The 13175-nt window shown below is 42.5% G+C and carries 10 protein-coding genes, 1 tRNA gene, 1 pseudogene and 1 riboswitch; of the genes and pseudogenes, 7 read left to right on the forward strand and 5 right to left on the reverse strand.

The features are described 5' to 3' along the window. Nucleotides 1-15: 15 nt before the first annotated feature. Nucleotides 16-1704, reverse strand: coding sequence for a serine/threonine phosphatase (locus AC6IZ0_RS14595; protein ID WP_497723585.1), 1689 nt, complete (start codon nt 1702-1704; stop codon nt 16-18). Nucleotides 1705-1782: 78 nt separating this feature from the next. Further along, nucleotides 1783-2400: an rRNA large subunit pseudouridine synthase E gene (locus AC6IZ0_RS14600; protein WP_497723587.1), complete on the reverse strand. Its 618-nt coding sequence runs from the start codon at nt 2398-2400 to the stop codon at nt 1783-1785. A 150-nt stretch (nt 2401-2550) separates the two neighbouring features. Then, nucleotides 2551-2647: riboswitch (TPP riboswitch) on the forward strand. 6 nt (nt 2648-2653) lie between these two features. On the opposite strand from AC6IZ0_RS14600, the gene thiC reads away from it, so the two are divergent. Both thiC and AC6IZ0_RS14610 read left to right on the forward strand, forming a co-directional pair. Beyond that, complete coding sequence (thiC, locus tag AC6IZ0_RS14605; RefSeq protein ID WP_271730614.1) at nt 2654-4027, forward strand: phosphomethylpyrimidine synthase; 1374 nt, start codon at nt 2654-2656, stop codon at nt 4025-4027. 254 nt (nt 4028-4281) lie between these two features. Next, the gene (locus AC6IZ0_RS14610; RefSeq protein WP_271730615.1) at nt 4282-4449 is read left to right on the forward strand and encodes a PCP reductase family protein; all 168 of its coding nucleotides are present in this window, start codon (nt 4282-4284) and stop codon (nt 4447-4449) included. A 303-nt stretch (nt 4450-4752) separates the two neighbouring features. On the opposite strand, the gene pyrE is transcribed toward AC6IZ0_RS14610, so the two are convergent. Beyond that, on the reverse strand, nt 4753-5373 hold the full coding sequence (gene pyrE / locus AC6IZ0_RS14615; RefSeq protein ID WP_497723589.1) for an orotate phosphoribosyltransferase: 621 nt from the start codon (nt 5371-5373) through the stop codon (nt 4753-4755). 104 nt (nt 5374-5477) lie between these two features. Beyond that, nucleotides 5478-5550: transfer RNA gene (locus tag AC6IZ0_RS14620), tRNA-Ile, on the reverse strand. A 162-nt stretch (nt 5551-5712) separates the two neighbouring features. Here AC6IZ0_RS14620 and AC6IZ0_RS14625 point away from each other — a divergent pair. Both AC6IZ0_RS14625 and AC6IZ0_RS14630 read left to right on the forward strand, forming a co-directional pair. Beyond that, nucleotides 5713-6416: pseudogene (locus AC6IZ0_RS14625) on the forward strand (hypothetical protein). Nucleotides 6417-6503: 87 nt separating this feature from the next. Continuing rightward, nucleotides 6504-7877, forward strand: coding sequence for a hemolysin family protein (locus tag AC6IZ0_RS14630; RefSeq protein ID WP_497723591.1), 1374 nt, complete (start codon nt 6504-6506; stop codon nt 7875-7877). A 28-nt stretch (nt 7878-7905) separates the two neighbouring features. Here the strand turns inward: AC6IZ0_RS14630 and queC are convergent, their stop codons facing one another. Beyond that, nucleotides 7906-8586 (reverse strand): 7-cyano-7-deazaguanine synthase QueC, encoded by a 681-nt coding sequence (queC, locus tag AC6IZ0_RS14635; RefSeq protein ID WP_271730641.1) that lies wholly within the window; start codon nt 8584-8586, stop codon nt 7906-7908. Between the two features lie 630 nt (nt 8587-9216). Here queC and AC6IZ0_RS14640 point away from each other — a divergent pair. From AC6IZ0_RS14640 to fcmC, 3 genes are all read left to right on the forward strand, one after another. Next, nucleotides 9217-10296, forward strand: coding sequence for a Gfo/Idh/MocA family protein (locus tag AC6IZ0_RS14640; protein WP_271730621.1), 1080 nt, complete (start codon nt 9217-9219; stop codon nt 10294-10296). A gap of 492 nt (nt 10297-10788) precedes the next feature. Then, the gene (gene fcmB / locus AC6IZ0_RS14645) at nt 10789-11934 is read left to right on the forward strand and encodes a filament morphology actin-like protein FcmB (RefSeq protein WP_271730622.1); all 1146 of its coding nucleotides are present in this window, start codon (nt 10789-10791) and stop codon (nt 11932-11934) included. A 5-nt stretch (nt 11935-11939) separates the two neighbouring features. Beyond that, nucleotides 11940-12419, forward strand: a complete 480-nt coding sequence (gene fcmC, locus AC6IZ0_RS14650) for a filament morphology membrane protein FcmC (protein WP_497723593.1) — start codon at nt 11940-11942, stop codon at nt 12417-12419. Nucleotides 12420-13175 lie beyond the last annotated feature (756 nt).

The following is a 13175-nucleotide window of genomic DNA, read 5'->3' on the forward strand; positions in this document are numbered from 1 at the left end:
AACTTGACATCCGGACTAATAGCATTTTGATCTCGCGGACCAGGCCTGAGTTAGCTGGTACGCGTCCGGGCGGCCATAGGCTATACTGGCATTCACTCCTCTAGAAATCTCTCGTTGACCTACTTCATGATCTACAGTCATTTGTTCTAAATCTTTGTTAGGCCTCAGCCGATAAAGGCGACTATCTCCTACATGGGCCACTGCTGCTTGAGTACCTTGAATTAACAGCATAACTAAGGTAGTACCCATGCGCTTGACCCCGGAACGCATTTGTTGCTGATTTAACTCATAAACTGCTTGATTAGCTACGTATACAGCTTCACGAATCTGGTCTTCTGTGGGTATTTGGTTAGTAGTCCAATGTTGATCAAAGTATTCCTTGAGTGTGTTAACTGCTAACTCACTGGCTACCTCACCCCCCGCATGGCCACCCATCCCATCACAGAGGATATATAAACCACGGAATTCAAGAATTTGTTGGTTTGGCAATTCCAACTCACTGATTTTGGTTTGAATGCCAAAGTAATCCTCATTGTAGTTACGTTTCTTACCTACATCAGTACCTGCTGCATTTTCTAAACTACTCAATTCCATTGAGGGTAGAACATTTGGCAAATCATGGGATTGTAAAATAGTCGGTGCTGCGGCATTTTCTTTTATGGGATCAGCTATTCTGCTGATGGGTGTCTCTAGTTCCGCGATAATTTCCTGTAAATGCGATCGCAACTGCTCAACTGTCTCAATTTTAGCTAGTTGTAAATCTTCTAAAATCCTCACTATAGAACCAAAGTAAGTCCTCTGGGACTGTCTAAAGATTGCCTGCCAAACTTCCCCCAAAGCTTGGATAGTTAAAGGATGCTCTAGGATGGTGAATGTTTCTACTTTTCCCTGATCTAAGAATACTATATTTGGCAGTTCCTTCAGAGATTCTACATACAACCTTTCCAGACCTAGTTTTTTCTCTGCATTTAAGCGCAGATTATCTAATTTCAATAAACTTTGACGACAACTCACCGTTTCTAATGCCCCCCAGAGTCGGCTCATCTGATCTAGGTAATGTAAAATCTCTAAGGTAGATGTGGTTTCAGCTTCCCAGATGTCGAGTAAACACTGCCAATGGGAACGGTCTTCGATGAGTAACACCTGCATATTATCTTGTTCCCAGACATCATGAATAGCTGGTATACCTAGGTGACCTTGAGATTGCAAGAAAATATAAGCTTGAGCCAGGGGAGAAACTCCAGTAATTTCCACTGATGGCATAACCAATCCCTGTCTCTGACTAGCTAGTATAGCCTCAATGGGAGATATTTGATATGGCTGACAGTCCAACACTTTCACCCACATTTCGGACTCATTCACCGTTGATAGTGGTTCTAAAAGTTGATAGCGCTGTTTTTTGTCTAAATAAGAACCTAATGTCAGATGTGACCCTGATATACAAGCAGTTGGGGATGTTTCTTGCTCATTTTCTGCCTTTTCCTCGCGAATCAATTCCCCATCTTCATTCCCCCTCTTGGTAACACTGATAATTGCCTGCCAAACCTTGCCGCATTGCGCACCACACTGATGACAAACTTGTGCATTCACAGGTACTTCAGTACCACACTCAGGACAAACCCTGTGAGTTAGCGATACACCACAACTTTGACAGAATTTGTTACCATTAGGGTTTTGAAATGTACACTGAGGGCAAATGAGCATAATGAAAGTTCCTTCATTTCCGTTCCCACCAGAGCAATTACTACCAAAAGAAAATTATTTGGCGTGACACTTCCGTAATTATATCAGATATTGGGAGCTAGGCTGGTGATTTTTAGGCAAATTATGCCAAAACTTGAGTTCTGATGGCATCAGGTCGCGCCATTCACCCAACTGTAGACCATCCAGACTCAGATGGGCTATGCTCACCCTCACCAATCGCAAAGTAGGAAATCCCACCGCCGCAGTCATTCGCCGCACTTGACGATTCTTTCCCTCCGTCAATGTCATTTCTAACCAAGCCGTGGGGATATTTTGGCGAAATCTAATTGGCGGGTGGCGTTCTGGTAAATGGGGGGCTTCTAACAACAGTCGTACTTGCGCCGGTTGAGTGCGGTAATTTTGAATATTTACACCCGTTTCTAACTTGTTGATCGCATCTACATCAGGAACGCGCTCCACCTGCACCCAGTAAGTGCGTTCATGTCCATAGCGAGGATGAGCGAGACGATGTTGTAATTGTCCATCATTGGTTAGTAATAATAACCCTTCGCTGTCCCAGTCCAAACGTCCCACAGGGTATACATCGGGAACCGGTATATATTCCTTCAATGTACGATGTTTCGGTGTTTCCTGAGTGAACTGGCTGACAACACCATAAGGTTTGTAAAAAATAATATATCTGTAATGGTTAGCCATAAATGCTTAGATCAAATCGGGACTGATCGCCTACAGTATAACCATACTCTTTCTTCTTAGTGCCTTGACCTCCTTCCCCTAGCTGGTGCGGTCGATCAAAAGGAATTGTAAACAGTCTCACCCGTATTCCTAACCCAGATGGTACAATTTCATTCATGCTAGGGGTGCCTGAAGAATCAGGCTGAGATCACACCCTTAACACCTGAGTCTGGCTAATACCAGCGGAGGGAAGCTGTTTATCGAGGAATTCAATATGCGGACAGAATGGGTTACCAAGCGTCGTGGACAGAGTAATGTCACTCAAATGCACTACGCACGCCAGGGTGTTATTACTGAAGAAATGCACTACGTCGCCCAGCGGGAAAATCTTCCTGCGGATCTCATTCGTGAGGAAGTGGCGCGGGGACGGATGATTATCCCTGCTAACATTAATCACACCAACCTAGAACCGATGGCTATTGGCATCGCGTCTAAATGTAAAGTTAACGCTAATATCGGCGCTTCTCCTAACTCTTCCAATCTTCAAGAAGAAGTAGATAAGTTAAATCTAGCAGTGAAATATGGTGCTGATACCGTCATGGACTTGTCCACAGGGGGCGGTAACTTAGATGAAATTCGCACAGCGATCATCAATGCTTCACCTGTTCCCATTGGCACAGTACCAGTTTACCAAGCTTTAGAAAGTGTCCACGGCACCATTGAAAAGCTCACCGCCGACGACTTTCTCCATGTCATCGAAAAACACGCCCAACAAGGTGTAGATTATCAAACCATCCACGCCGGGATCTTAATTGAACATTTACCTTTAGTTAGAGACCGCATTACTGGTATTGTCTCCCGTGGTGGCGGTATTTTAGCCCGGTGGATGCTACATCACCATAAACAAAACCCTCTGTATACCCACTTCCGCGACATCATCGAGATTTTCAAGAGATATGATGTCTCTTTTAGTTTAGGTGATTCCCTCCGTCCTGGCTGTACTCATGATGCCTCAGATGCGGCACAATTAGCAGAATTAAAAACCCTCGGACAGCTCACCCGCAGAGCTTGGGAAGATAACGTACAAGTCATGGTCGAAGGACCCGGACACGTCCCCATGGACCAAATTGAGTTCAATGTCCGCAAGCAAATGGAAGAGTGTTCGGAAGCTCCTTTCTATGTCTTGGGACCTTTGGTAACAGATATTGCTCCCGGTTATGACCATATTACCTCCGCCATTGGGGCAGCTATGGCTGGTTGGTATGGTACAGCTATGTTGTGTTATGTCACACCTAAAGAACATTTGGGTTTACCCAATGCTGAAGATGTGCGCAATGGTTTGATTGCTTATAAAATCGCCGCTCATGCTGCGGATATTGCTAGACACCGCCCCGGTGCTAGGGACAGAGATGATGAACTTTCTAAAGCCCGTTATAATTTTGATTGGAATCGTCAATTTGAGTTAGCTTTAGACCCGGAAAGAGCCAAAGAATATCACGATGAAACTTTACCAGCAGATATTTATAAAACTGCTGAGTTTTGTTCTATGTGTGGTCCTAAGTTTTGCCCGATGCAAACCAAGGTTGATGCTGATGCTTTGACTGAACTTGAGAAGTTTTTGGCTAAGGAACCCGTGACTCAGGGTTAATTAAGATAATTATCCTTTAATATAGTTACCAGTTGGTAACTATATTAAATTCCGGTATATAGCCTTTTTCAGGCTCATGAAGTACACACCAATTCCCTATTCCCTATTCCCTATTCCCTATTCCCTGTTCCCTATTCCCTGTTCCCTGTTCCCTGTTCCCTCAAACTAAAAAAAATTGTACCTCACGAGCATGGGAAATGCTATAAATGGGGCTCAATCTAAATACTCGTATCAAAATTAAACCCTAAAAATCAATGAGTGCAGCAATTAAATGGACTGTTGAAGCTGAAGATAAACTTAAGGAAATTCCTTTCTTTGTCCGTCCTTTTGCCCGTAAAAAAATTGAAACTTATGCAGAGGAGAATAGTATATCTCTCATCACTCTCGAAATTTATGAACAGGTTAAACAAAAATTTAACTAAGATGTAAATTAATTTATTGACGGATTTTTTGCACGTTTATATTTATTCAGATTAGATTTTCTGCATCTGGAACAGTTCCCAGATTATGAATCGTTAAGCTCAGTGTTTATTTGATAGTTGTCAAGAAGTTTCGTTTTTGAAACGAGCTTGATATAGAATGAGCGATCGCCTATGCTAAAACTACCAAATTGATCAGTGATTAGTAGTGCGATCGCCTCTGGCTCTGCGCGAGACGCAATCGCTATTCTCAAATTTCCTGATCCCATTTCTGGGGAAGAGCCACAGCGCGACCCTAATTACCCATTAATTAGCTAATGCTTGATATCGTTCTTGGAGGTCAGTGATGGTAAATACCGCCTGAAAGTTCAACCCCACTGACTGGTAAAACTCAGCCCCTCCTTGTAGTCTATCTACAAGTGAAATTACGGTATCAACTATATAACCAGCATCCCGAAGACGCTCAACGGCTTTCATGGCTGATTTTCCTGTAGTCACCACATCTTCTAAAACTACGACTTTTGCACCCGGGGGTAAATTCGGACCTTCAATATAAGCCATTGTTCCATGTCCTTTGGCTTCCTTGCGAATAATCAGCGCTGGTATGGGGCGATTTTCATAAGCAGAAACCACACTCACAGCTGACACAATGGGATCAGCACCTAAAGTTAAGCCGGCCACAGCTTGGGTATCTGTAGGTAATACAGATAAAAGAATGCGGCCAATGGCTAAAGCGCCCTGGGGGTGGAGGGTTACCTGCTTACCATTGATGTAGTAAGAACTGCTTTGTCCAGAAGAAAGAATAAAATCACCCTCTTGATAAGCGAGTTGACAAAATAAATCTAGTAGCTGGTGGTGCAGGGTGATTAAATCAGTAGTAGCCGCACAAATATTTGATTGAGTAAAGGTTCCAGTAGTATCCGTCATTACAAAACAGGCAAAGTTGTGTTACACCAAAGGTAGACCTGATCAGAGTTCTGAATCAGCGTAATATGGGTTTGAATGGAGTCTTGGGTCAGGACTCAAAAAAATCCAGGGTGCAGGAGTTGAACCTGCCTTGGGCGAATTATGAGTTCGCTGCCTCAACCGCTCGGCCAACCCTGGCGGAATTCCATTATAGCGTAATTTTACAGATTGTGTAAAGTCCAAAATGGTGCAACCTGGTATTGATTAAGTTCTTTTCACAATTGAGGCAGACAGTTGCAATACTTTTGGTTTGAATACGCTTAGAATAAGGCAAAATTTTGACGCAATAACTTGTCAGCAATGAAAGTAAATTCCACGGCAATTCTCACTTTAATCTTATTAGTCCTGATGCTGGGTGCTGGTTCTGTGAGTGCGTTTTTAGGTTTTGAGATGGGAACCTCGGCCCTCAGAGGTGTAACAACACCAGATGGCCGCCCCACGAATAAGTTTATTAGCAGTAGGTCTAATAACTCTCAACAGCTAGGAGTAGTACTATTGAAAGAAGATGAGATCCTCAAAACTGTCCAGGCTCGAATTGAGGGGAAAACCAAGGCTGCTAAATCAGGAAAATTAGATGAAGATGACCAGGAAGCAAGAACTAGTAGGAGAGAAGCTCAAAGGAAAAACCCCCATCTGTGGTCGCTGAAAAACTCCAACCGGGATTTCCAGTGGTTGCTGAGAGTCAGGGTGTAACTTTTGCCGTCCAATCTGTTCGCTACTCTGGGGGTGATTTACTCATGAGAGTAAATATGCAGAATAAAGGTAATGATTCTGTGCGCTTTTTGTATAGTTTTTTGGATGTTAGGGACGAAAAAGGACGGACACTGAGTGCTACCACAGAAGGTTTACCAACAGAATTAGATCCTGAGAGTCCCATAGCTTCAGGTACGGTGATTATTCCTACGGCTTTGCTTGATGATGTGAATCGGATATCCCTGTCTCTGACAGATTACCCCGCTCAACGACTGAAGCTAGAAGTTTTAAATATCCCTGTAGAAAGGTAAATGAGAATATGGACTCGGGAAGATGATTATTCAATACCTGATATCAAATTCCCGCTATTTAATCCCAATTAATCCCAAAATGGGGACATGATTTTTACACGAGCTTTGGCGGTGAGTCGTTTTTCTACCTTAATTCCGACTGATGTGGGGCTGAGATTGTTGACGGTGTTATTGCTGATCGCTATTAATGCTTTTTTTGTGACAGCAGAGTTTTCAATGGTGACGGTTAGGCGATCGCGTATTCATCAGCTGGTTAAAGCTGGTGATATTCCGGCCATCGCCGTGGAGGGACTACAACTTAGTATTGAAAGGTTATTATCTACAACTCAATTAGGCATTACCCTTTCTAGTTTAGCCCTGGGATGGATTGGTGAAAGTTCCATTGTCCTACTGGTGAAGTCATGGCTAAAATCCTGGACTTTACCCATAGAGATGAATAATTTTATCGCTCATTCTCTATCAATTCCCATTGCCTTTTTTTTGATCGCCTATCTGCAAATTGTTTTAGGTGAACTATGTCCTAAATCAGTAGCTATGTTGTATTCAGAGGATTTGGCGAGATTTTTGGGTCCTTCGGTAAAAGCCATCGTCCGCTTTTTTAACCCCTTTATCTGGATTCTTAACCAATCAACCCGGTTTTTGTTGCGGCTTTTTGGTATAGAATACACCGGCCAAAGTTGGCGATCGCCAGTGACTCCAGAGGAATTACAGATCATCATCTCTACAGAAAAAGAATCAACTGGTTTACAGCTTGCAGAGCGAGAATTGCTGAATAATGTCTTTGAGTTCGGCGATGTCAGAGCCTTTGAAGTTATGACCCCCCGCACTGCTATTGTCGCTTTGTCAAAAGATGCAACTTTCCAGACTTTACTCGAAGAAATGACCTCTAGTGGTCACTCACGCTACCCCATCATGGGAGACTCTTTAGATGACATTCGCGGCATAGTTTATTTTAAAGATTTGGCAGAACCCTTGGCAATGGGGAAACTCACCCCAGAAACAAATATCCAACCTTGGAGGCGTCACGCCCGCTTTGTGCCGGAACAAACACCCTTGAGTGAACTATTACCCATGATGCAGCAAGAGAAGCCGGCCATGGTCATAGTAGTCAATGAGTTTGGCGGTACCGTAGGGTTGGTGACCCTTCAAGATGTCATTGCCGAAATTATTGGTAATGCAGGGGAACCGGAGGACATGGATGACTTGCTGGTGGAAATGTTAGACAATCAAACATTTTTGGTGCAAGCCCAAGTTAACCTCGAAGACCTCAACGAAGTTTTACATCTGAATTTACCCCTAACAAACGAATACCAGACACTGGGCGGTTTTGTGCTGTATCAACTCCAAAAGATCCCCGTAACAGGCGAAGTCTTCTACTATGAAAATCTCGAATTTACTATAGTTTCAACCTTCGGACCGCGCTTGCATCAAATTCAAGTGCGACGATTGGAGGCTAAATAATTGCAGTGGTCATTGGTAGGTTACAACTTTAGTCTTGAGCATAAGGTAGTGGGTCTTTCAACCCCAATTCAGCAAAGGCCGCTAGCCGTAAACGACAAGAATCACAAACACCACAGGCTACATCGCTACCTGCATAGCAAGACCAAGTTAGCTCCCAGGGAACTCCCAATTGATTGCCCAGTTGGATGATTTCGGTTTTTTTTAAATCAATTAGAGGAGCAACAATTTCGATAGGTTTGCCTTCACGTCCTTGTTTGGTTCCTAGTTGAAATACTTTCTGCATCGCCTGGATATAGTCGGGACGACAATCCGGATATCCAGAGTAGTCTAAGGCGTTAACACCAATGTAGACCCTTTGGGCTGCGATCGCTTCCCCATAGCCCAGAGCAAAGCTCAAAAAAATAGTATTACGTGCAGGTACGTAGGTAACTGGAATTTTTTGCGACATTTCTTCGATGGATCTCTCTTGCGGTAAATTAATGGTGTCATCTGTAAGTGCTGAACCGCCCCATTGTCGTAAATCAAAATTGACCACTTGATGTCTCACCACTCCAGCTGTTTGAGCGATGCGGAAGGCTGAGTCCAACTCTCGCCGATGTCGCTGCTGGTAATCGAAAGAAATCGGGTGACATTCATAACCATCAGCTTTGGCTTGATACAAAACTGTGGCAGAGTCTAATCCTCCAGATAATAGAATTACAGCCTTCATCTCACTCTCAACTTTTGGGTTTTCCATTGCCAAATCACACTTCCATAAAATTCCACGAATAATGTTACAGTCCTCCTTAATCCATCTTGGTCGAGTTTTTACTATTTTCACCACAGCCAAACAAATGTCTACACCAGCGCCTGAAAAAAGTTAGACAGGTCAATATGTAAAAAAAAATAGATAATTGTGCAAGAATTGTTGGAGTATTTCAGCGGTGGCAATTGCGTAAAACATACCAAAAGTAAAGGGTTAAGTGGATTCCTTGCAAATTTCTGTATTGTTGATAACAAAACAATATTATTATTTTTGAATGATTCCTAATTAAAGATCGATCCCGCTCATTAATTACCCCAGGGTTCTTATAAGTTATTACTTACATCTTCATTGGTTTATCAAGTCAACAAAAAGACACATTATATCTTATGTTAGTAAAAAAATATTGAGCAATTGCCACCTGAACACACAAGGAAAAGGTAAATTGCGGGAACTCATAAAAAACTGGGAAATTCTTCATAAATGTAGCCTCTATGTTACCATCTGGATGGTTTTCAACAGATCATAACTGGTCTTCAAGTATAAATACTAACGGCGGTAGCGCCTCTAGATTTGGTGGTTGAGGAGAGAATAATAGTGCAAGATAGCATGTCAGTGGCAGAACCTTCATATACACAGCGGAATCAAACAAAACCAATTCGCGTAGGCGTAATTGGAGTGGGCAACATGGGACAACATCATGCTCGCATACTAAGTTCAATGAAAGATGTTGAATTCGTAGGTGTGTCAGATATTAATGTTGAACGAGGTTTAGAAACAGCTAGTAAATACAAGGGGCATTTTTTTGAAGATTACTGTGACCTCCTACCCCATGTAGAAGCAGTGTGTATCGCTGTCCCCACCCGCCTGCATTACGCAGTAGGTATCAACTGTTTGTTGGCCGGAATTCATGTCTTGATTGAAAAGCCAATTGCTGCGAGCATTTCTGAGGCCGAATCCCTAGTAAATGCGGCAGCTGATTCTCAGTGTATTCTGCAAGTGGGTCATATTGAGCGTTTCAATCCAGCATTTAAAGAACTCAGTAAAGTGTTAAAAACAGAAAATTTGCTGGCTCTAGAAGCGCATCGCATGAGTCCTTACTCAGACCGCGCCAATGATGTTTCGGTGGTGCTGGATTTAATGATCCACGACATTGACCTGTTATTAGAACTAGCTGGTTCTCCAGTGGTGAAGTTAACCGCTAGCGGTACTCATTCTGTGAATTCTGGTTATTTGGATTACGTCACTGCTACCTTGGGCTTTGCTAATGGTATTGTTGCCACTTTAACTGCCAGCAAAGTTACCCACCGGAAAATCCGCCGCATAGTGGCTCATTGCAAAAACTCATTTACAGAAGCAGATTTCCTCAAAAATGAAATTTTAATTCACCGACAAACTAATAATAATAGTCTAAGTGACCATAGACAAGTGCTGTACAGGCAGGATGGTTTGATTGAGAAAGTTTACACCACTAATGTTCAACCTCTGAGTGCAGAACTAGAGCATTTTATTAATTGCGTCCACGGCGGTAATCAACCTTCGGTAGGTGGTGAACAAGCCCTGAAAGCTCTGAGATTGGCTAGTTTAATTGAGCAAATGGCATTAGAAGATCGGGTTTTAAAGCCATTAGATTGGGAATCTCACACACGGGTGCAGTCATTGACCCCAACAATTTAAAACGGGAACGGGCCTGGGGCATGGGGCATAGGAAAACAAACTCTCCCCTGATCTTTGTGCCCTCCCCAGGAAACCAACAAGGAAAAACTCACCTAGTAACACTAGCCTTTAATCGTCTACCTGAGTAGAATACAACCAGCAATTTCTCAAAAGTCTTCACTCCATGAAACTAAAGTTAGGCTTTGGACTGTTTAAAGCCAACCCATCAAAGACCAAGTAACAAACTCAATGTGATTCATGTGACGATTCTCTAGTTGACCCATTTATCTGCTACTATCCAGGAAAGTTGTTGAGTAAAAATGTCGAGAAAAGTATAGCTGACAATGAATTATGGGAATTGACTAACTCAACCCCCCTAGGAGATCAGGAAAACACTGATTTCATAGGCAAGGTAGCAGAGCAATATTAATTGCTCTCTCTATACTACAAGTCCGCACATTAATTTCTGTCACTCAGGCATTAGCAAAAGTTAAATCAGGATTAGGAGCTTTCATGACAGACCAACCTTCCGCAGCTACCCCAATGAATGCCGCCGCCATACCTTTAAATAAGGTGTCAGCATCTACCCCGATGAATACCAACCCTCCTGCTAATAGGTCAAGTATTAGCGGCAAAAATATTCTCAGTGTTGATTTAGGTAGAACTTCTACTAAAACTTGTATTAACCGTGAACCAGCTGATGTAGCTTTCATACCTGCCAACGTTAAGAAAATGTCTATGGAAGAGGTTAAAAGCGGCGTTTTTGAAGCCAAGGCTACTGACCCTCTCATGGATTTATGGCTGGAGTATCAAGGTAATGGATATGCTATTGGTCAGCTAGCAGCCGACTTTGGGGCGAATTTAGGTGTTGGCCAGTCTAAAGTAGAAGATGCACTAGTCAAGGTTTTGGCCTGTGCTGGCTACTTTAAACTCAAAGATGAAATCTCCGTCATCATGGGTCTGCCTTTCCTGTCTTTAGAACAATTTGAAAAGGAAAAAGCTCAGTTAACCAGTCAAGTTACTGGACCTCATGTGATGAACTTCCGAGGGGAATCCGTATCGCTCAATATTAATAAGGTTTGGGTCATGCCAGAAGGATATGGTAGCCTGCTCTGGTCTGAAGCTCAACCTAAGACAGGCGCTAGGGTTCCAGATTTCACCAAAATCTCGGTCGCAATTGTTGATATCGGACATCAAACCATTGATATGTTAATGGTAGATAACTTCCGTTTTGCCCGCGCTGCTTCTCAAAGTGAAGAATTTGGCATGAACAAGTTCTATGAAATGGTAGCCGCCGAAATAGAGGGATCTGATAGTCAATCTTTAGCCCTGATTTCTGCTGTCAATAAACCCAAAGGTGAACGCTTCTATCGTCCTAAAGGTGCCAGCAAGCCCACTAACCTGGATGATTTTCTACCTAACCTCATAGAAATGTTTTCTCGAGATATTTGTCATCGTGTCTTAGCTTGGATACCAGAGCGGGTCACTGATGTCATTATCACTGGAGGCGGTGGTGAATTTTTCTGGGACGACGTTCAACGTTTACTCAAGGAAGCCCAAATAAATGCCCATTTATCCGCCCCTTCCCGCCAGGCTAATAGCTTGGGGCAATACATTTATGGAGAGGCGCAATTGTCCGCTCGAGCTGCTAGGTCTTAAAACTAATGTTCCAATGGCCAAAAAAGGTAGTTAAATCCGTCACCTTCAACCCATCGGTTGCCGATGAAAGCTTGTTAGCAGTTGTAGAGGATTGTCTGGAAAGATTGCCTGATAAAACTTTTAGCGACATCTGTAAGCAGGCTCTATGGCAATCTTTGTGTATACCGGAGACTGTAAAACCTAGTCCAAAAACAGTAGCAACAGATTCACTAGAAAAAAAAATCGATGAGTTGCAACGTCAAGTGGCTGACCTAGAGGAACGTTTTTTCCCAAAACAATCTCATCGTTTGGAGACTATAGAATGCCATATTTTGCAACTTACGCAACAAATGGCATATGTAGTAAATATGCTTAGTGAGCGTTCAATGATTGAGTCTCCAAGCACACCAGATATATCAGTATCATATACTACTGATGAGGAGCAACCCCCAGAAGAGGTTGATCCCGTGATCCAACGCCTAAGTCAGTTTGTGGATAACTTTTAAATAATTACCTGGAATTTCCCTCGGTTCTATAGCCTGGATCACTAAGCAAGTCAAACGCCAACATCCTTAAGACGTTTTTTGGACTATCCGAGAAAATCTTGGGGATGTTTTATTTTTTCAAATAATTAATTCACTTGATGTTTACGTAATAAATACCAGGTTGAAGGATATTAATTAGTATAAAATTTGATTGTTACTTCTTTGATCTACAAACTGACCGGGAGTGGGAAGTTGGCTAACCAAGAACACCTTTTCCTAGTTTTGACTCTTCTCCATACCCTAGGAAATTAATTGTCAACTTCGGATATTACCCATCAAATAAAGCCTTTTTCAGTCTCATGAAGTACACACCAATTCCCTGTTCCCTGTTCCCTGTTCCCTCAAACTAAAAAAATTTGTACCTCACGAGCATGGGAAATGCTATATATAATTTTCTTTAAGAGTTATTAAGAAATTCTTATTAAAAAATATTGCAATAACTTGATTTAGTTGTTACTGTGTGTATGGCAACAACGCTGATGAACGCTCTGAGATTTAGGAGAGAAAAACCTATGAGCTATATTCACTCCGGCAATTGTGCGAAATTTTGATTGTTAATCTGACTGAAAACCCAGGTATTTGTGCCTTTTAGTCCAGGAATATTTCGTTGCCACAAGCTTATTTACCAACGACTGATTATTTGTCTTACCTTGTCCAAGCTAGTAGCTCTGATTGTGTCTATCCGCAATCACTAAGACTAGGGTAAGACGCCATTTT

This window comes from Anabaenopsis sp. NIES-4685, assembly GCF_059725405.1.